The sequence below is a fragment of the Burkholderia alba genome, assembly GCF_034721475.1.
Lineage (GTDB): Bacteria > Pseudomonadota > Gammaproteobacteria > Burkholderiales > Burkholderiaceae > Burkholderia > Burkholderia alba.
Genome location: NZ_JAWJWL010000049.1, coordinates 1 through 20,856, shown reverse-complemented (window position 1 = coordinate 20,856; position 20,856 = coordinate 1). Strand labels below are relative to the sequence as shown.

Annotated in this window: 15 protein-coding genes and 1 pseudogene; 7 read left to right on the top strand and 9 right to left on the bottom strand. The window is 65.2% G+C overall.

What is annotated here, in order from left to right:
- From RZR99_RS30400 to RZR99_RS30375, 6 genes and pseudogenes are all read right to left on the bottom strand, one after another.
- Positions 1-640 (bottom strand): annotated as a pseudogene (locus RZR99_RS30400) (IS110-like element ISBma3 family transposase); the annotation flags it as partial.
- A 296-nt stretch (positions 641-936) separates the two neighbouring features.
- Positions 937-1,107, bottom strand: coding sequence for a hypothetical protein (locus tag RZR99_RS30395; protein ID WP_323123469.1), 171 nt, complete (start codon positions 1,105-1,107; stop codon positions 937-939).
- Between the two features lie 1,128 nt (positions 1,108-2,235).
- Positions 2,236-3,036 (bottom strand): tyrosine-type recombinase/integrase, encoded by an 801-nt coding sequence (locus RZR99_RS30390; RefSeq protein ID WP_323123468.1) that lies wholly within the window; start codon positions 3,034-3,036, stop codon positions 2,236-2,238.
- 351 nt (positions 3,037-3,387) lie between these two features.
- A complete protein-coding gene (locus RZR99_RS30385) occupies positions 3,388-5,058 on the bottom strand; it encodes a S10 family peptidase (protein WP_323123467.1) in 1,671 nt (556 codons plus the stop codon).
- 65 nt (positions 5,059-5,123) lie between these two features.
- Positions 5,124-6,716 (bottom strand): S53 family peptidase, encoded by a 1,593-nt coding sequence (locus RZR99_RS30380; protein ID WP_323123466.1) that lies wholly within the window; start codon positions 6,714-6,716, stop codon positions 5,124-5,126.
- A 264-nt stretch (positions 6,717-6,980) separates the two neighbouring features.
- A complete protein-coding gene (locus RZR99_RS30375; protein ID WP_323123465.1) occupies positions 6,981-7,610 on the bottom strand; it encodes a LysE family translocator in 630 nt (209 codons plus the stop codon).
- 134 nt (positions 7,611-7,744) lie between these two features.
- On the opposite strand from RZR99_RS30375, the gene RZR99_RS30370 reads away from it, so the two are divergent.
- Positions 7,745-8,209: an Lrp/AsnC family transcriptional regulator gene (locus tag RZR99_RS30370; protein WP_323123470.1), complete on the top strand. Its 465-nt coding sequence runs from the start codon at positions 7,745-7,747 to the stop codon at positions 8,207-8,209.
- Positions 8,210-8,219: 10 nt separating this feature from the next.
- Here the strand turns inward: RZR99_RS30370 and RZR99_RS30365 are convergent, their stop codons facing one another.
- Positions 8,220-9,140, bottom strand: coding sequence for a LysR family transcriptional regulator (locus tag RZR99_RS30365; RefSeq protein ID WP_323123464.1), 921 nt, complete (start codon positions 9,138-9,140; stop codon positions 8,220-8,222).
- A 145-nt stretch (positions 9,141-9,285) separates the two neighbouring features.
- On the opposite strand from RZR99_RS30365, the gene speB reads away from it, so the two are divergent.
- From speB to RZR99_RS30345, 4 genes are all read left to right on the top strand, one after another.
- Entirely contained in the window at positions 9,286-10,242 is a 957-nt protein-coding gene (gene speB / locus RZR99_RS30360; protein ID WP_323123463.1) for an agmatinase, read from the top strand.
- Between the two features lie 49 nt (positions 10,243-10,291).
- Complete coding sequence (locus tag RZR99_RS30355) at positions 10,292-11,629, top strand: MFS transporter (protein WP_323123462.1); 1,338 nt, start codon at positions 10,292-10,294, stop codon at positions 11,627-11,629.
- A 142-nt stretch (positions 11,630-11,771) separates the two neighbouring features.
- On the top strand, positions 11,772-13,280 hold the full coding sequence (locus tag RZR99_RS30350) for a purine-cytosine permease family protein (RefSeq protein ID WP_323123461.1): 1,509 nt from the start codon (positions 11,772-11,774) through the stop codon (positions 13,278-13,280).
- Positions 13,277-14,074: a carbon-nitrogen hydrolase family protein gene (locus RZR99_RS30345; RefSeq protein ID WP_323123460.1), complete on the top strand. Its 798-nt coding sequence runs from the start codon at positions 13,277-13,279 to the stop codon at positions 14,072-14,074. Before RZR99_RS30350 ends, RZR99_RS30345 begins: the two co-directional genes overlap by 4 nt.
- 46 nt (positions 14,075-14,120) lie before the next feature.
- On the opposite strand, the gene RZR99_RS30340 is transcribed toward RZR99_RS30345, so the two are convergent.
- Positions 14,121-15,548, bottom strand: a complete 1,428-nt coding sequence (locus RZR99_RS30340) for an aminotransferase-like domain-containing protein (RefSeq protein WP_323123459.1) — start codon at positions 15,546-15,548, stop codon at positions 14,121-14,123.
- A 106-nt stretch (positions 15,549-15,654) separates the two neighbouring features.
- Here RZR99_RS30340 and RZR99_RS30335 point away from each other — a divergent pair, with 106 nt between their 5' ends.
- Positions 15,655-16,545 carry a DMT family transporter gene (locus RZR99_RS30335; protein ID WP_323123458.1) on the top strand — a complete coding sequence of 297 codons (891 nt, stop codon included), beginning with the start codon at positions 15,655-15,657 and terminating at the stop codon, positions 16,543-16,545.
- A 382-nt stretch (positions 16,546-16,927) separates the two neighbouring features.
- A complete protein-coding gene (locus RZR99_RS30330; protein ID WP_323123457.1) occupies positions 16,928-18,514 on the top strand; it encodes an inorganic phosphate transporter in 1,587 nt (528 codons plus the stop codon).
- 438 nt (positions 18,515-18,952) lie between these two features.
- On the opposite strand, the gene RZR99_RS30325 is transcribed toward RZR99_RS30330, so the two are convergent.
- On the bottom strand, positions 18,953-20,377 hold the full coding sequence (locus RZR99_RS30325; protein ID WP_323123456.1) for a DHA2 family efflux MFS transporter permease subunit: 1,425 nt from the start codon (positions 20,375-20,377) through the stop codon (positions 18,953-18,955).
- Positions 20,378-20,856 lie beyond the last annotated feature (479 nt).

The following is a 20,856-nucleotide window of genomic DNA, read 5'->3' as shown; positions in this document are numbered from 1 at the left end:
GAGGAGCGAGCTTGGTCAGGCGATTGGCGAGCGTTTTCTCGGTGGTGCTGGCAAGTGCGGCGGGCGACGGATAGCGCTCAAGCAGATCGAGCACCGCCGGATGGTCGAGGTGCGGTCCGAGAACGCGCTCGAGCGCCGGATGGATTTGAGTAAGCAGGCCGCGAATGCGGTTGCTGGTCTGCGTGACCTGAGCGGCGAGATCGTCATCGAAGCCGCACAGCATGGTGAGCTCGGCGAGCTGCTCGTCGGCCAGTCGAAGCGAGCGCAGCGTATGCGGCATCGAGCGAGCGGCTTCGGCGATGATCGCGGCATCGCGAGCATCGGTCTTGGCTTCGCCGGCGTGCAGATCGGCAATGCGGCGCATGGCCAGTCCGGGCAGATAGGCGACGAGTACACCTTCAGCGCGGGCGACGGCTACGGGAAGCGCACCGATGGTGGAAGGCTGATCGACGACGAACAGCAGTCGACCGTGAGTCTTGAGCTCGGCGATGAGGGCTCGCAGCTTGACCTCGTCGTTGGGTAGCGCCTTGTTGTACAGACGCTTGCCGCTCCGATCGAGTGCAACGGCGTGATGCTGGCCCTTACCTACGTCGACGCCAATGAAGACATCGACGGCGTCATGTTGTTGGGTGTCTTGCATCGCAGTTTATGCAGAGTGAACGGATTGGCCTGCAACAACGGTGGCAAGTCTCGGCATCCACGTTACGGACGGCGTCGGGATATCCCGGCCAAACCCCTATCAGCGATCACCAGCCACCCACCAGGCCCGGTGACAACACCCCCGGATCATGACTGCGACTGGGGGCGGGAATCATGCCGGGCCTAGCTGGCCAAAGCCCCGATTATCGGGACGTGAAGATAGTAACGGGGCGACTAAGATCTTGGACTGGGTTATGCCGCAATTTGGCTTCTGCTGGGACAGTAAGCTCTGCTGGTCTACGATTCGACTTCGTCCGTGACCCGTCGCGCTTCGGACTCGCTCACACACCGATGATCCTCAGCAGCCTTGCCGATCGCCGCCAGCAGATTGGAGACGACGTCGGCCAGCTGGTCATCGTTCTGATAGGGAATGGCCAGCTCGTATTCTTCGTCCGACAGCGGCGTCACCGCATACCCGTCGAAACACCAATGCTCAACAAATTCGATGGCGTGCTGACGCCNGCAGATTGGAGACGACGTCGGCCAGCTGGTCATCGTTCTGATAGGGAATGGCCAGCTCGTATTCTTCGTCCGACAGCGGCGTCACCGCATACCCGTCGAAACACCAATGCTCAACAAATTCGATGGCGTGCTGACGCCCACGTGAGCGGCCCGCTGGCCTGATCCGCACACTGAACCGCACCCGTGCCAGCGGTGCGCCCTGACGGCCCCTGGCCGGCTTGACCTCAGCTTGCTCTGAGGTTGCCGTGACCGGATTGGCCGCGTCCTCGACCATGCGCAGCGAGACCGCGGTCAGCCGGGCATTGCCGTGCTGCCGAATCGAGGTCTTCAGGTACTCGGCCAGCACCGATGATCCGTTCAGCATCGCGAGATGCACCAGGTCGTCGCGCATCGTCTTCAGATGCCGCTCGAGCGTGGCAGGATCATCCTCGTAGGGCGTGGTGTCGGGATCGTAGTAGCGGCTGGCGATCGTCGACGGCTGTTGATGCTCACAAATTCCGCCATCAGAAAAACATTGTAAGCTGTTGATATTACGGTAAATTCTATCCTTTAGATGCCCCGCCGGCGATGTTGCCCTTTTGGCAACTCGTCGGCCTTGATTGTTCACCAAACCTGCTAGCCTCCGAATCGTTGTCCTAAATTCTTCTAGCAACGGCCTTTCGCTGCGACACCATGTCCCTCTCTTCCACATTGACCGAGCGTGAGATTGAGATCGCAAGCGCTGCCAGCTCCTTTCGTGCACGCCGCTAGCGGGCTTCGTGACCACGGCTAGCGGAATTTGTGAAACTCAACAGCTGGCCGCAGTTCCCTTGCATCGCTTTGCCGATGCCTGGGATCGTCTCAATGCTTTCTTCGCGGCGGGCGGCGGGTCACCGATCCCGACACCCGTCGGCGAATCGCCATCAGGCTGCGGCTGACCGCCCGGCGTCCCCGTTGGAGGAAGGGCCCTGTCTGAGTTGACAGCTTGATGGGAGGCCGGGCAGGTCGATAGACTCGAAGCGCGTTTCGACTTCTCCGAGAAGGAACGCAAGTGGAAAATGAGATTGAACACGGTCGCTCAGGCGGCCGTCTTTTTTAGCGCACTGTGTCGATTTGCACGGAATCCTGCCCCCCCGCCTGAACACGGAATTTCTGACACCCCCCCGCCTTCGACCCTTCGAAAATTGGCCCTTCCTCCATCTTTGGCAGGCTATCCAGCAACGCAAGCGCCGACGACGACAAGGGCCGGTGTGAACGTTTGGCTTTCATCCGCTCAGCCGGAATCTCCCAAATCGCGCCCTCGCGGTCCACTTCCTCTGAATGCGCGCAGATCGCTTCATTCGAACGAACCGCTGTCAGGATCGTATGTTCGAGCGCTCGCGCCGCCGTACCCGGCGTTGCACGCAATACGATCATGAACAAACCGATTTCGCTGTACGGAAGCGCCGCATGATGGTTGGTCTTTCGTATCTTGCTCGGCGCCGCCAGCCACTGATCGAGATGGCCGTCCCATCGCGCAGGATTCTCGCCACCGCGCAATCCACGTACTTTCGCCCAATCGAGCACGCGCTCTATCCATCCGCGCAATCGCTTCGCCGTTTCATTCTTCGCCAACCACACTGGCTCAAGCACTCGCATCACTAAATCGGTTGTTATATTGACTGGGCGCAGCGAGCCAATGATCGGGTAGACATGCGTAGCCAGCGAACGCGTCCAGGCACTTCTATGTTTGTCGCTTTGCCATTCGACACGGCGTGCCTCGATATACGAGATCGCACACTGCTTGAACGTCAACGCCGATACGATCTTGGTTTTGCGTTCAACCTTCTCTTGCTTGCGCAGGACGGAGGGCTCTTCGCCCCTCCACACGATATCTCGATGAGTGTTGCGGGCCAATCGCGCTGCTTCAAGCGTGACCCGAGGATACGGCCCGATCTGGACCAAGCCCTCACGGCCGTCCGGCTTAGCCTATCGGGACTGCCAATATTTCAATCCATTAGGTTTGATTTGCAGCGCAAGACCACCGCCATCGCTGAGTCGATAGGCACGCTCGCGCGGCTTGGCCTCACGGCATTGAAGGTCACGCAAAAGGCCCTCTGGCATCTGATTCAGGCATCGAAAGTACCCAGAAAAATATCCGGGAATACATGGGATCTGACGATATCTTCCGAACCCTTGCGAAACAAAAGTGCCTTGTAAACCCTTTGTTTACAAGGCACCTGGGGCTACATGGATACTGACGGAACCCTACCCGCGCTTCTTGGCCTGCAACGCACGAATCCGCATCACCGCACCACTGTCCTGCACCGTCGATTCGTACATCAGCGCGAGATCGTGCTTGAGCGCCGTACGCGAGCCTCCGTCCAGATACACCATGTGCCCCGACGGGTAAAACCGCGCGGACAGGTTCTTGCGCACCGTTGCATCCTCCAGCGGCATCTGCTGCAGGTCGATCACGGTCTGATAGAACGGCGTCACGAAATCGTAGAAGCCGTTCGCCGACAACACCTTCAGATCGACGTTGAGCGCCATCACCGCCGCCAGGTCGCCCGCCGTATAGAGGATCACGTTCCCCTTCGCGTCGACGCCCTGCTGCGCGCCGGTCGGATCGATATGGCCGAAATCCCAGTTCTGGAACGCTTGATCGTTGAGATCGGTGAACGATGAGTTCGACGTGAACTTGAGCTGCTCGTTCAGATAGGCATTCCACATCGCCGTGTACACCCCCGTCACCGCCGTCATCGTCGGATCGTTGCCGCCGGAGTTCGGATCGATCTTGCCCGCGATGCCGGTCTCGATGCCCGTCACGCGTCCGTCGTACGAGCCCAGCGACAGACCGCGCGCGCGCAGCAGCGTCGTGAGGAAGGTCGAGTTGCCGCGCGCATCGTAGCCGGCGACGTCGAGACTCCACGACAGCAGCGTGGTGGTATCGATGCCGGTGTACTCGGACAGCTTCGCGACAACGGCCGGATCGGTCTGCGGGAATTTGCGCAGCGCATCGAGGTAGTCGCCCCGCGCGAACTGCGCGACCTCCTCGGCGAATGCGCCGAGATCGGTCGGCGTCGGCGTGACGCCGAGCCGCTTGTGATACCACGCGTCCGCCGCCGCCGTCGGCAGTGCGCCGACGGGGTTGCCCGCCTGCCGGTAGTCGAGGATCGACGACTGCAGCGTCACGCCGTTCAGGTCGATACCGTCCTCGTGCAGCTTGTACGCGAGCACGCAGCTGCGCGCGGTGCCGTACGACTCGCCGAACAGGTACTTCGGCGAATTCCACCGGTTGTTCTTCGTCAGGTAGCGCTTGATGAACTGCTTCAGTGAATCCGCATCCTGATCGACGCCCCAGAACTCGCGGTTCTTGCGCGGCGCGACCGCCGCCGAATAACCGGTGCCCACCGGATTGATGAAGATCAGATCGCTCTTGTCGAGCAGGCTGTCCGGATTGTCTTCCATCTGGTACGGCGCGGGTGGCGTGAAGCCCGGCATCGACGTCTTGATGCGGCGCGGCGCGAACGAGCCGAGCAGCACGAACACCGACGACGACCCGGGGCCGCCGTTGTAGAAGAACGTGACGGGACGCGCCTCCTCCTTCTGGCCGTCCTGCGTGAACGCGACGTAGAAAATCTTGGCCTCGGGCTGCGAACTGCTCGGATCGACCGTGATCAGATGGCCCGCCGTCGCGGTATAGGCGATCTTGCGGCCCCCGATGGCGAGCGTGTGATGCGTGATCGCCTCGCCCTCAGTAATGTCCGTCACCGAATCGTCGGGACCGTTGCCGTAGGCGACCGGATCGAAGAACGGCTGGTCGCGGCCGTGACTCAATGCCACCGGGTTGACGGTGGGCGGCACGCCGTGCGAATTGTGCGCGCCGTGATGCAGCGGATACGAACCGCCGCCGGAAGATACGGTATCGATGCTCATCGTGCTGCTCCTTCTGGTTCTATTGTTGGTGCATGAACGAATCGTCAATCGTGCTCGAGCGGCGGCTACGCGGAAGGCTTCCCCTGCACCGCCGCCGCCACCTTCACGCCGTCGGGACTGCCGAGCCCCGTGCAGGCATCCCAGCCGGGCGATGCCGCATACGCGCCGTTGTCGCCCTGCGTGATGTCGTGCAGCGCGCCCGCGTTCGGGTACAGCTTCGGATTCAGCCAGCCGGCCGGGCTGCCCGCCGCCGCGTTGATCCGCGCCACCAGCGCGGCCCACAGCGGCGCGACCGCGCTCGTGCCGCCCATCACCGCCGTGCTGCCGCCGACCCGCACCTCGTAGCCGGTGAGCGGCGACGCGTCGCCCGCCACATCCGGCACGCCGCGCTTCGCGAGCGGCGACGCGCGCGAGCCCTGCGCGAGCGTCGCGCTCAAGCCCTGCTGCCAGGCCGGCAGATCGAACACGGTACTGACGCCGCCGCCGCCCGCGCCGCCGCCCGACGCGGTGTCGTTCCACACGACCTCGCTCTGGATCCCCTGCCCCGGCAACGCGTCGAGATAGGTGCCGCCGCACGCGAGCGCATACGGGCTCGACGCCGGGAAATCGACGTGATTCGCGCCGTCCTGCAAGCCGTCGTCGGAGCCGCTGTCGCCCGTCGCGACACACACCGTCACACCCAGCGCCGCCGCCGACTGCAGCACCCGGTTGAACGCCTGGATCGATTGCGACGACCACGCGGATTCCGGGCCGCCCCAGCTGATCGAGATGACCGACGGGCGGTTCGTGGTGTCGTGCACCGCCTGGTTGACCGCCTGAATGAAGCCGGCGTCGCTGTTCGTCGTGAAATAGACCGCGATTGTTGCACCGGGTGCAATGGCACCCGCCACCTCGATATCCAGCGCAACTTCGCCGTCGGGGCCGTTCGGGTCGCCGGTCGGCGCGTTGCGGCCGGCGCCGATGTTCACGTCGACCAGCTTCGGCGGCTTCGCGAGACCGAGGCCGGTGAAGTACTGCTCGACATCGTCGGGTTGATAGCCGCCGCCCAGTTCGATCAACGCGATACACTGGCCGGCCCCGTCGCCGGCGGGAAAGTTGTAGATCGACGCGACTTGCAGCGGGGTGAACGTGACGGCCGCGCCGCCGCGAGCGGGCTGGAACGGCGGGCGGAAACGGAAATGCGGACGGGCGCGCGGCCGGTTGTCGAGCCCCAGCACGGCCGTCACCGCGTCATGCAGTTCGTCCGGTAGCGAGATCGCGCCGGTACGGCCCCGGTACTGGCCGATGGTACGGTGTTCGAAACGCTCGAGCTTCACGCCGAACACCGCTTCAAACTGGGCGATGGTGCCGGACAGCACCACGACGCTCTCCACCGGATCGACCCGCGCCACGGTCAGCTGATGCTGCCGGGCAAACGCCTCGACCTTGCCGATGTCGTCCGGACGCGCGGAAAAGCGCTGCGCGAATGCTTCGCGCGATACGGGCTTCGCGTTCGGATCGCCGCTCGCGAGGCCCTGCAACAATGCATCGAGATCCTGTTCTTCCTGCCGCCGCAACACCACCGTCACCTGAATCGTCTCGGCGGGATCGCACGCGCCGATACAGGTGGAATCGGCGACGTTCTGCGGTTCGTTGCCGGCGTGAAGATGCCTTGCCATGTTCAGACCCTCCTTGGTACCGCGTTGCACGGACTGCCAGAAAATCGGACATGGCCGGCCGGTTGCAGTTCCGGCCGGTATGTCGGGTGCCGCACGCTCGACCTCGAACAGCCGGCGAAGGTACGGGAAATGAAGTGTAAAGCAGGCATCGCGGTTGCGCGTCGCTGCCGCGAGGATTTTCGTGAGCACGCACCGGCCGCGCGACGACGACGCGCGACCGGTAGTTGCGTGTTGTTTCGCCGCCGGGCTGAACCGTTCGCCGGATCAGTCCATCGACAGGCGCAGCGCGAAGCCGATCAGCGCGACCGAGAAGGTCCAGCGCTGCACCGTTTGCGCCAGCGGATGCGCGCGCATCCACGACGCGATGCGCGACGCGCCGAACACGAACGCGACGTCGAAGCACGCGCCCGTCAGCACGAGCAAGGCGCCGAGTTCGATCATCTGCCACAGCACCGGGCCCGCGGACGGCGCCACGAACTGCGGCAGCAGCACCGAACAGAACAGCAGCGCCTTCGGATTGAGCAGATTGGTCAGGAGACCCTTGACGAAGCTCTGCCGCAGTTGTCCGGCGGCGGCGGACGATGCGCCGTCGCCGGGCAGCGCGAATACCGGCGAGCGGAAAATCTGCACCGCGACATAGGCCAGGTAGGCGGCTCCGCCGTAGCGCACCACCTCGTACAGCCACGGCGCGCTTTTCAGCAGCGCGGCGACCCCGCATGCCGACAGGGTGACGTGCACCGCACGGGCCAGGCCGAGCCCGGCGGCGGCGGCCAGCCCCGGACGCGCGCCGCGGCCGATGCTCGTCTGCAGCACCAGCGCCATGTCGGGCCCCGGCAGTGCGTAGACGGCCGCGACGGCTGCGATATAGATGAGCAACAGGTGAGCGGAAATCATGGCCGAGCCTCAATTCTGGACGGCTCTATGGTGCATCCGCTTAATGAGGGTTTATTGGCTAAGTTGGCGTTTTCACTGTTTTGATGGAGTGGAATACACTAATGAATATTTAATTATTAGTGCCTTCCACCATCATGATCGAACTCGACAAAATCGACCGCGCGATCCTTGCCGCAGTGCAACTCGACGGCCGGATCCCGATCGCGCGACTCGCCGAAACCGTCGGCCTGAGCGAGACGCCGTGCACGCGGCGGCTCAAGCGGCTCGAAAACGACGGCTATATCGAGCGTTACCGCGGACAGCTGTCGCGCAAGGCGCTGGGATTCGGCGTGGTGGCGTTCGTGCTGCTGCGTTTCGCGGTGCACGACCGGGGTGTCGCGAACCGCTTCGAGCGCGAAGTGCTCGGCATCCCGCGCATCCTGTCATGCCACAACGTGTCCGGATCGGCCGACTACCTGCTGCAGGTCGTCGCGCACGATCTCGACGACTACGGCACGTTTCTGCGCGAAACCCTGCGCGTGCTGCCGGGCGTCACGTCGATCGAATCGGCGCTGTCGCTGCGCGAAGTCAAGCGCGACGCCGAACTGCCGATTCCGTGATGACGGACGGTCAGGCCACGTCGGCCGGGGGCCGGTCCTGGTGCGCGCGCGCCAGATCCTCGAGAAACGCCTGCACGACCGGGTTCTGCCGCGCCCGGCGCGACACGACCATGTGGAACGTCACGTCGTAGCGCAGCGCGTCCGGATTGAGCGCCGCCAACAGGCCCTGCGCGACGTAGGGCGCCGCGAAATGCTGCGGCAGGTAGCCGAGGTGGTGGCCGGACAGGATCAGCAGCGACACCGCCTCCATGTTGTCGGCGGTGCCCGTCACGCGGTCGGGCGACGTCGACAGTTGCGCCTCCGGCAGCGGGTAGGTGCGCCATGCCCACTCGTAACCCGCCGCATCGGCGGTCGTCAGCGCGCCGGCGCGCGCGAACAGCGGATGACCGAGTCCGCAGTACGCGACCTGCCGCTCGACGAACAGCGGCGTGTACTCGAGCGCGGGAACCCGATGCCAGAAATAGCCCACCGCAATCTGGATCTCCTCGCTGAGCAGCCGCTCCTCCAGATCGCCGGGTGGCCGCACCGAGATCGAGAAGCGCACTGCCTCGTCGCGGGTGCGGAACGCGGCGATCGCCTCGGCGATCCGCGCGTTCTGGCTGACCGGCGTGTGGCCGATCAGGCCGATGCTGAGCGTGCCGACCAGTTGCTTGTCCATGTGTCGCGCGGCGCTGCCGAATTCGTCGAGCGCCGCGAGCAGCTTGCGGCTCATCGCGTGGAACCGCTCCCCTTTCGGCGTCAGGCTGAAGCCGCTGCGGCCGCGCTCGCACAGGCGGTAACCGAGGCGAGCCTCGAGCGTCGACAACTGCGAACTGATCGTCGACTGCCCGACGTTCAGCACGGCCTGAGCGGCCGTCACCCCGCCCGCCTCGGCGACCGCCAGGAAAACCCGGATAAGCCGCAGATCGAGCGTCGACAGATTTCCCAGCACGTCTACCTCCCATTGCTTACATCGCCCAGGATCGATGTTTACGTCGAAACCTTCGCATTCTTCTTTTCGGCGGGAGCGCGTAAAACTACGCGTCACGCCGCGTCGGATGATACGGCAACCCCTGGACGAACAGATAGAACGCCCCATGACAGCCAATCATTTCAACCAGCCGCTCGGCGGCAACGAGATGCCGCGCAGCGGCGGCATCGCGACCATGATGCGCCTGCCCCATGTCCCGAGCGCAGCGGGACTCGACGCCTGCTTCGTCGGCGTGCCGTTCGATCTCGGCACGTCGAACCGCACCGGCGCGCGCTTCGGCCCGCGCCAGATTCGCGCCGAATCGGTGCTGCTGCGCCCGTACAACATGGCGACCCGCGCCGCGCCGTTCGATTCGCTGCAGGTGGCCGACGTCGGCGACGTCGCGATCAATCCGTACAACCTGCACGATTCGATCGCACGGATCGAAACCGCCTACGACGAGATCCTCGGTCACGGCTGCAAGCCGATCACGCTCGGCGGCGACCACACGATCGCGCTGCCGATCCTGCGCGCGATCCATCGCAAGCACGGCAAGGTCGCATTGATCCACGTCGATGCGCACGCGGACGTGAACGACACGATGATGGGCGAGAAGATCGCGCACGGCACGCCGTTCCGCCGCGCGGTGGAGGAAGGACTGCTCGAGTGCTCGCGCGTCGTGCAGATCGGCCTGCGCGGCACCGGTTACGCGGCCGAGGATTTCGACTGGTGCCGCGACCAGGGCTTCCGCGTCGTGCAGGCCGAGGCGTGCTGGAACCAGTCGCTCGCGCCGCTGATGCGGGAAGTGCGCGAGCAGATCGGCGACACCCCCGTCTACATCAGCTTCGACATCGACGGCATCGATCCCGCCTATGCGCCGGGCACCGGCACGCCGGAGATCGCGGGCCTCACGGTGCCGCAGGCACTGGAAATCGTGCGCGGCGCGCATGGCCTCGATATCGTCGGCTGCGATCTCGTCGAAGTCGCCCCGCCCTACGATCCGTTCGGCACCACCGCGCTGCTCGGCGCGAATCTCGCCTACGAACTGCTCTGCGTGCTGCCCGGCGTCGCGTACCGCGAATAGGCCGGCGGCGACATAACGAAACGATCCGCTCACGGAGGAGACACCCCTGATGCACACACCCGTCAAGCAGCCGCGACGCGCGGCGCTCGCCTCGTTCGTCGGCACCACCATCGAGTGGTACGACTTCTACAGCTACGCGACCGCGGCGGCGATCGTGTTCGGTCCGCTGTTCTTCCCCGGCGAGAACCGCTTCATCAGCCTGCTCGCGTCGTTCGGCTCGTTCGCGGTCGGCTTCTTCGCGCGGCCGTTCGGCGGCCTGCTGTTCGGCTATCTCGGCGATCGGTTCGGGCGCAAGCGCTCGCTGCTCGCGACGCTGATGCTGATGGCCATCGCGACCGTCGCGATCGGCCTGCTGCCTACCTACGCGCAAGCCGGCGTACTCGCGCCGGTCCTGCTCGTGCTGATGCGCGTGCTGCAGGGCGTCGCGGTCGGCGGCGAATGGGGCGGCGCGGTGCTGCTCGCGGGCGAACACGCGCCGGAAGGCAAGCGCACGTTCTTCGCATCGTTCGCGCAGTTGGGCAGCGCAAGCGGCCTGATCCTGTCGATGCTCGCGTTCGGCGCGATCAGCACGCTGCCGAAGGAAGCGCTGATGAGCTGGGGCTGGCGCGTGCCGTTCCTCGCCAGCTCGGTGCTGCTGGTGGTCGGGTTCGTGATCCGCGCGAGCGTGTCCGAATCGCCGGAATTCGAGCAGGTGCGACTCAGCGGCGAGACAGCGGGCAATCCGGTGCGCGAAGCGTTCAAGCACTGGAAACTGCTGCTGCTCGCGATCGGCGCGAACGTCTACGGGATCGCCGGCGTGTATTTCAGCAATATCTTCATGATCAGCTACGCGACGCAGTTCCTGTCGCTGGAGCGTTCGATGGTGCTGCAATGCATGACGGTCGTCGCGGTGCTGCAGTTCGTCGTGCAGCTGGCCGCCGCGTTTCTCGCGCAGCGTTTCGGCACGACGCGCGTCCTGCTGATCACGGCCGCATGGGCGATGGTCGTCCCGTTCATCATGCTGCCGCTCGTGCATCTGGGCACGCCGCTGTCGATCACGCTCGGCGTCGGGCTCGCGACGATCGCCGAATCCGGCTATTACGCGGTGATCGCGGGCTTCGTCAGCGGGATCTTCGCCGCGCGGATCCGCTATACGGCGATCTCGATCGCCTACCAGGTATGCGGCGCGCTCGCGGGCGGCCTCACGCCGCTCGTCGCGACCGTGATCGCGCAGAACAGCACGCCGCAATGGTGGCCGCTCGCGCTGCAGTACGCCGCGGCGGCGATCCTGTCGTCGGTCTGCGTCTGGCTGATCGCGCGACGGATCGGCGACGTCGAGCCGGGCGACGCGGGCAAGCCTGCCCTGCCGCCGTCCCCGGCGCCGCGCGCCGCGATCGCGGAATCATGACGATCCGGGCGAGCCGGTCTCGCCCGCGCGCCGTCGCATGACGGCGCGCGGCAGGCGAAACGGCGGCCGCACCGGCGCCCTTCCACGGCACGACCGTTTCACCGTACCGTGATACAAGATTCAGCAGTGGAGACATGCCTCGATGACGCCCCCCAAAACGCTCGCCCCCGCCACTCGGCCGGCGCAGCCCGCCCTTGAAATCGAGAGCCGCTCGATCGACTACATCCCCGAGCAGGAACGGCACGCGAAACTCGCGAGTCAGGGACCGTTCTGGTTCCTTGGAAATTTTCATTTCTTCACGATTTCGATCGGCTTCGTCGGTCCGAGCATGGGCCTGTCGGCAGGCTGGACGACGCTCGCCGGAGCGCTCGGCATCATGTTCGGCACGATCTTCATGGCATTCCACGGCTCGCAGGGACCGGAGATGGGCCTGCCGCAGATGATCCAGTCCCGCGCGCAGTTCGGCTATCGCGGCGTGATCCTCGCGCTGCTCGCGACGCTGTTCGTATTCGTCGGCTTCAACGTCGTCAACGTCTCGCTGATGGTCGACGGCGTGCACAACGTCTTCGGCCTGAGCGGCACGGCGGTCGCGGTCGGCGCGATCGCGGCCGGCGCGCTACTCGCGATCTACGGTCACGACCTGATGCATCGAACCTTCACGTGGGCGCTGTTCGCCACGCTGCCGCTCTATGCGGTCGTTACGCTCGCGCTGCTGCTCGGCTACGGCGCTGCGCCCGCCGGCGGGGACCATGCCGCGCCGCTCGGCTTCAACTGGATCGCGTTCGCGACGCAGTTCGCGATCGGCGCCAGCTACAACATCTCTTATGCGCCCTACGTCTCGGATTACACGCGTTATCTGCCGAAACGCACGAGCCGCGCGAAGCTGATCGCCGTGATCTTCCTCGGCGCCTCGCTGTCGGGTACCTGGATGATCGGCCTCGGCGCGTGGCTCGCGCAGGCGCTGCACGCGGACGATGCGCTGATGGCAATGAACCGCGTGGGCTCGGCGCTCGTGCCGGGGCTCGGTCCGCTGATCGTGGTGGTGTCGCTGGCGGGCTTCCTGCCGATCATCGCACTCAACGCTTACAGCGCGATGCTGACGGTCCTGACCGGCATCGATTCGATCACGCCGATCCGGCCGACCCGCCGCGCGCGAATCGCGGCGATCCTGGCGATCAGCGCCGTGGTGCTGTCGTGCGTGCTCGCGATCCGAGGCAACGGTATCGCGCTGCTGCACACGTTCCTGATGCTGATGCTCTACTTTCTCGTCCCCTGGACCGCCGTCAATCTCGTCGACTACTTCTTCGTCCGCCGGGGCCGCTACGCGATCGCGCACTTCTTCACGCCGCGGGGCCTCTACGGCGCGTGGCAGTTGCGCGGCATCGTCGCCTATCTCGTCGGCTTCGCCGCGATGGTGCCGTTCTTTTCGATCGTCGATGGCGACACCAACCGGAACCTCTTCGTCGGTCCGGCCGCGAACCTGCTCGGCGGCGTCGACGTCGCATGGCTGGTCGGTCTGATCGTCTCGGGCGGCGTGTACTGGCTGCTGTCACGCTCGCTCGATCTGCGCCACGAAGTGCAGGTCATCGCGTCGCTCGACGCCCCGGCGCGCGATGCGCCGCCGTCCGCTCCCGCAGGATCGCCATCATGAACACCTTGCATCTCCGGCTGATTCAGGCGGCGCTTCGCGACGGCGACGTCAGCGGCAATCTCGACATGGTGCTGAAACACATCGCGGCGGCGCGGCAGCAAGCCGACCTGGTGATCTTTCCTGAAACCTGCGTGCAGGGCTTTCCGACGCCGGACACCATCGGCCGCCTTGCCGAACCGGTCGACGGCGCCCCGATCCGCGCGATCCGCGACGCGGCCCGGCGGGCGCAGGTGGGCGTCGCGATCGGGTTCGCCGAACGCGACGCCGCGGGCTTCTTCAACACGGCGCTGCTGATCGACGAGACAGGCGAGATCCGGCTCGTCTACCGCAAGACTCATCTGTACGACTCGGATCTCGGCGTATTCGACGCCGGCGACGCGCTACCCGTGTGCGAGTGGCGCGGCACGCGGCTCGGCATGCTGATCTGCTTCGATCTGGAATTCCCGGAAACCGCCCGTTCGCTCGCGCGCGGCGGCGCCGAGCTGATCGTTATTCTCGACGGGATGATGAATCCGCATGGCCACGTCCATCGGCAGATGATCCCGGTACGGGCGATGGAGAACCAGGTATTCGTCGCGATGGCAAACCGGGTCGGTCCCGGCGATCGCTATACGTTCAGCGGCACGAGCCTCGTCGCGTCGCCGGACGGCGCCTGCCTGGCGCTCGCGCCCGCCGACCGCGAACATGTGATCGACATCGCGATCGATCTCGATGAGGTCGCCCGGTCGCGCGAAGCGTTCAAATACATCGATCTGGCCGCCGTGCCGCCGGGGCCGATCTCGGCACGGCGCTGAAGCACCGCATCGAGGCGCTCGCGCGACGGCCGCCGCGCGAACGGCTTCATCGCTCCCCGCGCGGCCCGGCGAGCGGCTCCATCGCCCGCCTCAATGCGTCGTATACCTTCGGCCGGTCGCATTGCGATACGTTGAAACGCAAGAATCCGGCGGATGTCTGCGCGACGCTGAACACGTTGCCCGGTGCGAACACGACGCCGTCGTCCACCGCGCGGCGCGCAACCTGCGCGGCGTCGAGGCCGTCCGGCAGACGCGCCCATAGGAACATGCCCGCCCTCGGCCGGAACGGGATCTCGAGCCCGGCCGACGTCAGACGGCGAATCGCGACGCTCATCGCATCGGCAAGCCGCGCGCGCATGCTGTCGAGATGCCTCCGATAAGTGCCGTCGACGAGCAGGCGATGCACGACCGACGCGGTCAGTTCTCCGTTGCCGAACGACGTCGCGAGTTTCAGATCGATCAACGGCTCGATCCACTCGGCCCGCGCGGCGATATAGCCGCACCGCACCGCGGCCGACAGCGTTTTCGAGAAGCTGCCGATCGAGACGACCCTCGACAGTCCGTCGAACGCGGCCAGACGCGGCGCGGGCTCGCTTTCGAAATCCGCGAAGATATCATCCTCGACGATCAGCAGATCGTGTTCGGCGGCGAGCTTCAGCACCCGGTGCGCGACCGCGGGCGCGAGCGTGGCGCCGGTCGGGTTGTGGATCGCCGAATTCGTGACATAGAGCCGCGGCCGATGCTCGGCCAGCACGCGTTCGAACTGCTGCAGATCGGGACCGTTCGAGGTATACGGCACGCTGACGATCCGCGCGCGATGCGCGCGCAGCTGCGCATGAAAATTGAAATAGCACGGATCGTCGACCACGACCGTATCGCCCGGCTCCAGCAGGAAGCGGCACAACAGATCGAGCGAATGCGTCCCGCCGTCCGTCAGCACGATCTGCTCGGGCGGTACATCGACGCCATGCTGCGCGAGCCGCCACCCGAGTTGCTGCCGCAGTGCGGGCAGGCCGCGCGGCAATGCGTAATCGGTCAGACGCGCCGTATCGTCCCGCGCGACCGCACGCAACGCGCGCCGCACGCCGTCGTCGGGCATCCAACTGGCCGGCAACCAGCCGCACCCCGGCTTCAGCGCATCCGAGCCGGCTTCGAGCGATTGCCGCATCAGCCATAGCGGATCGACCTCGCGATCGACGCGCGGCCCGACATCGGCCAGGATGAAAGGCGGCGTGTTGCCGGACACGAAAAACCCGGAGCCGCGCCGAGCCGCAAGCACACCTTCCGCGACCAGCCGATCGTACGCTTCGACCACGGTCGATTTCGACACGCCCAGCCCTTCCGCCATCGCCCTGATCGACGGCACGCGCGCCCCCGGTGCAAGCACCCGACTCGCGATGCGCTCCCGCAATGCGTCCATCACCCGCCCGACCCGGGTTCCCGGTAACGGGTTGTCCTGAAATGAAACCGGCATCTGTACTGCTCCTGAATAGGTACAGTTCACTCAAATTGTACTGATCCGTAGCTTACACGGACGCCGCGCGCGTGGGATTCTCTCGTCTCGACACTGGAGCGGACAGATGGACAAAACAGCGAACGGGTGGCTGAGCGGCCTTGCGGGGGTGATCATTTTCAGCGGCTCGTTGCCGGCGACGCGGATCGCGGTGCAAGGCCTCGACCCGGTGTTCCTGACGGTGACGCGCGCGGCGATCGCGGGCGTACTCGGGCTCGCGCTGCTGCTGTCGTTTCGGCAGACACGTCCTGCCCGAGGCGACATCGTGCCGCTCGCGATCGTCGCGCTCGGCGTCGTCGTCGGTTTTCCGTTGCTGACCGCGCTTGCGCTGCGGCACGTCACGTCCGCGCACGCGATCGTCTTCATCGGCCTGCTGCCGCTGGCCACGGCCGGGTTCGGCGTGCTGCGCGGCGGCGAGCGTCCGCAACGCCCGTTCTGGCTGTTCTCCGGGCTCGGCAGCCTCGCGGTGGTCGCGTTCGCGGTACGCAACGGTATCGATGCATCCCCGATCGGCGATCTGCTGATGCTCGCCGCGATCGTCGCCTGCGGACTCGGTTACGCGGAGGGCGCGCAGTTGTCTCGCCGGCTCGGCGGATGGCAGGTGATTTCGTGGGCGCTGGTGCTGTCGCTGCCCGTGATGCTGCCGCTCGCGATCTGGACCCGGCCGGCGTCGCTCGCCGGCGTCAGCCACGCGGCGCTGTGGGGGCTGGCCTATGTGTCGCTGTTCAGCATGCTGATCGGTTTCGTGTTCTGGTATCGCGGGCTCGCGCTCGGCGGAATCGCCGGCGTCGGGCAATTGCAGTTGCTGCAGCCGTTTTTCGGCCTGCTGCTGGCGGCCTGGCTCCTGCACGAGCAGGTACCGCTCGCGATGATCGCGGTGACCGTGGCGGTCGTCGCATGCGTGGCCGGCGCGCGGCACTATTCGCGCGGCGCGCCGGCGCCGTCCGGCGCGCGCTGATCGTCGGCGCGATCGGCCGATCCGCGCGACATCGACAAGCCGGACGGGCTCCCGCCCCACACGCACGGCCGCGGCAACGTTGCGCGCACCGAGGCGCTCGCGTCGCGACGGCGATCCGATCGCGGAAAACGCATAGTCGAATCGGTCGGAGCGCGTCGTCTCCAGACCGCGCTCGTTCCCGGAAAAACCGATAAAAACCGCGTCGCCCCACCTCAGGCGCGAGCCGCCAATCTCTTTCAATTCGAAAGAAAAACCGCTGAAAATTCACGAATTCCGGCGATTTCAGCAGGCTCGCGTCCCAGAAGCGTGAATCGCGCGATGTCATCAAACTGCCTAACGGCAGGCGCTAGCATCGGACGGTTACTCTTCTCGAAAGGCCGTCATGAATCAGCCCATGCCCCAGGCAACCCAGGTCGACCTCAGCCGCACGCGTCATCTCGGTCTCGCGGTGTTCCTGGTCGTGCTCGCCGTCGGCGCGATCTACGTTCTCATGCATCTGGCAGCCGATCTCGCACCGGTCCGCGAGCATTCGATCTTCCCGTATCTGCTGCTCGGCATCGCGCTGCTGATCGCGCTCGGCTTCGAATTCGTCAACGGCTTCCACGATACGGCCAACGCCGTCGCGACCGTGATCTACACGCATTCGCTCACGCCCAACGTCGCGGTCGTCTGGTCGGGCATGTGGAATTTTCTGGGCGTGATGGTATCGAGCGGTGCCGTCGCGTTCGGCATCCTGCAATTGCTGCCGGTCGAGCTGATTCTGCAGGTCGGCAGCGGCGCGGGCTTCGCGATGGTGTTCGCGCTGCTGATCGCCGCGATCGTCTGGAATCTGGCGACCTGGTATTTCGGCCTGCCGTCGTCGAGTTCGCACACGCTGATCGGCTCCATCATCGGCGTGGGTCTGATGAATCAATTGATGCACGGCCCGTCCGGCACCAGCGGCGTCGATTGGGGCCAGGCGCTGGGCGTCGGCAAGTCGCTGCTGTTCTCGCCGATCGTCGGGTTCCTGTTCGCCGGGCTGCTGTTGCTGGTGCTGAAAGCGGTCATCCGCGTTCCCGCCCTGTACAAGGAGCCGCCGAAAGACCAGCCGCCGCCGTTCTGGATCCGCTGCCTGCTGATTCTCACCTGCACCGGCGTATCGTTCGCGCACGGTTCGAACGACGGCCAGAAAGGCATGGGCCTGATCATGCTGATCCTGATCGGCACGGTACCCACCGCCTACGCACTCAACAAGGCGGTGACGCCTGCGGAAACGCAGACCTTCATCGCCGTCGCGCATCAGGCGTCCGCGACGTTCGCGAAGTATGCGGAGGGCGGCGCATCGTCGACCAACGCACGCGCCGATGTCGAAGCGTACGTGCAGTCGCATCACCTCACCGCCGGGACGATTCCGGCCGTTCAGCAGTTGTCGAACTCGCTCGCGATCGCGGTGGGAGCGTCCGGCTCGATCGCCGACGTGCCGCAAGGCGAAGCGGACAACGTGCGCAACACGATGTACCTGGTGTCGGAAGCGATCCGCCTGATGGAGAAATCGGGTCAGCCGGCCTTCGCGCCCGACGACAAGAAGGCGATCGACAATTATCGGACGCAGCTCGATCACTCGACCAAATTCATTCCGACCTGGGTCAAGGTCGCGGTTGCGATCGCACTCGGACTGGGCACCATGGTGGGCTGGAAACGCATTGTCGTCACCGTCGGCGAAAAGATCGGCAAGCAGCATCTGACGTACGGACAAGGCGCGTCAGCCGAAATGGTCGCAATGCTGACTATCGGCGCGGCCGACCTCTACGGTCTGCCGGTCTCGACGACGCACGTGCTGTCGTCGGGGGTCGCCGGGACCATGGCCGCGAACGGCTCCGGCCTGCAATGGGGTACCGTTCGCAGCCTCGTGCTGGCGTGGGTGCTAACGCTGCCGGCGTCGATCGTGCTGGCGGGCGCGTTGTATTGGATCTTTCACGCGCTGTTCTGAGCGAGTCGAGACGGGCGGGCCGTGCAATGCGGCCCGTCAATTCGAGGGCGGTGCGGCACTGCCCATAGCGGCACGCGAAGCCAATACCCGATGGGCGTCATGTCTCGTCCGCAGGCAGTGGCCTCGCGGAGGTATTGCGTCTGCGCCTGAATTCGGTACGAAGCGCTGCGGCAATGGCAGCGCCGACAACACGCGACCGGTACAAGCTTGGATCAGTTGCGTCGTGTGGCGCTTCGATCTGTGCAGACCGCCGACTTCGCATTCGGCATAAGCGGCACGGCGCGCGCAGCCGACTATCGCGTGGCACGCGCGAGCTCCAGCCGGAGGCCATCGAATCGAATCATGCGGCGATTTGAGCGATTCAGATCCGGTACTTGCATCCGATACGAGCAATGCTGCGATGACCGGCTATTCGACCGTAACGATCGCGGGTCCGCCTCAACCGCGCGCCGCGCCGGCACGTAGACGGTCGCCCGCATCGGCCGCGAGCCTCGCATAGCCGGGCAATGTCAGCAACGCAAGCAGCCCTGCCGCGAAAAACGCCCAACGGAAATCGGCAAGCACGTAGTGCGTGCCGGCGGCATCGCCTCTTGCCATCGATGCGATGCGCAATGCCAGCGCGCCGAACGCGATGCCCATGCCGATGCTCATCTGTTGCGCGGCGCTCCACAGCGTGCTGGCCGCGCTGGTTTGCCGACTCGGAATATCCGCATAAGCCAGCGTTGCGAGCGTGGTGAACTGCAGCGAACGCGCGAGACCATAGACGAACACGACGAACAGCGTCAGTGCCAGCGGCGTCGATCCGGTCAGCCACCCGCACGCCATGGTGAAAATCCCCGCGACCGTCACGTCGATGAGCGCGACCCGCCGGAAGCCGAAGCGATCCAGGATCCACGACGTGCCGGCCTTCATGCCGAGATTGCCGATCGCGCTCGCGAGGAGCAGCAAGCCCGACTGGAACGGCGACAGGCCGAGCCCGACCTGAAAGAGCAGCGGCAGCAGGTAGGGCACTGCGTTGATCGCAACCCGCGTGATCGACCCCGTCAGGACCGTGACGGAAAACGTCGGAACCTTCATCGTCGTGAAGTCGAGCAACGGATGCTCGCAACGCGCGGCATACCACCAGGCGGCGAACCCGAACGCGACGCTGGCAGCGATCAACACGCCGGCCTGTGCGAAATGAGCATCCTGCTGACCCGCGGCTTCGGTGCCCACCAGCATGCAGGTCAGCGCGGCGCCGGCCAGACCGAAACCGATCCAATCGAGCGGCCGGTGCTCCGCGGAACGGCTGTTCTTGACGAGCAGCCACGTGCACGCGACCGCGGCCAAGCCAAGCGGCACGTTGAGCAGGAAGATCCAGCGCCACGATGCGTAGGTCGTGATGAAACCGCCCACCGGCGGGCCAACCACCGGGGCGACGATGCCGGGCCACGTAATGGTCGAGATCGCCTGCATCAGCTTCGATTTGTCCGTGCTGCGTACGACGATCATGCGCCCGACCGGCACCATCATCGCCCCACCGATTCCTTGCAACAGACGGGCAGCAATGAACTGATCGACACTATTCGACAGCCCGCACAGAATCGAGGCGACGGTGAAGATCACGATGGCCCCGCCGAATACGGTCCGCGCGCCGAAGCGGTCGGCGATCCAGCCGCTGATGGGGATGAATACGGCGAGCGCGAGCATATATGCGGTCATGCCGAAGCTGAGCGCGTTGGGCCCCACGCCGAAGCTGCGCGCCATTTCGGGCAACGCGGTAGCAATCACCGTGGTGTCCAGGTACTCCATGAAGAAGGTGGCCGCGACGAGATAAGGAAGAAAACCGATCGCGCGTGCTTCGTTGCTTGGCGTAGCAGTCATGCGGGAATCCGGAATGGCGAGGTGAGAACGGAAGGCGAGGCGACCGTGCGCGGTACGCATTCGGTTCCTCGATGCGGTTACCCGGCTCGCACTACGTATGGGACCGATACTACCGCGAGCATCCCCTCTTCGTTCAGGATCTCCCTGACCCCATCGTGGCGGATAGGCGCAGACCGACGCCCGCGTGGGATCGAATCGGTAGTTTGGAAGAGATTATGTTCGCTGCGGATCACGTGCCAATCGAGCATCGCTCGCGTCTTGCTGTCATCCCCAAATGTGTCGACCGGGGACGTGTGATTGAAAGCGGAGAGGAGATATCGGACGGTCGATGACCCGGCAAGTGTGCCGATCGCGATGACATCGTCACCGAGCCTGTGGAGCAGAGGTATGCCATTGAACGGGAATGAGCGTGATCGGCCGATCAGAGCGGTTCGTGTGAAGCGAGAGAGGAGAGAGGAAGGAGTGGGAAGGGGGTTTTT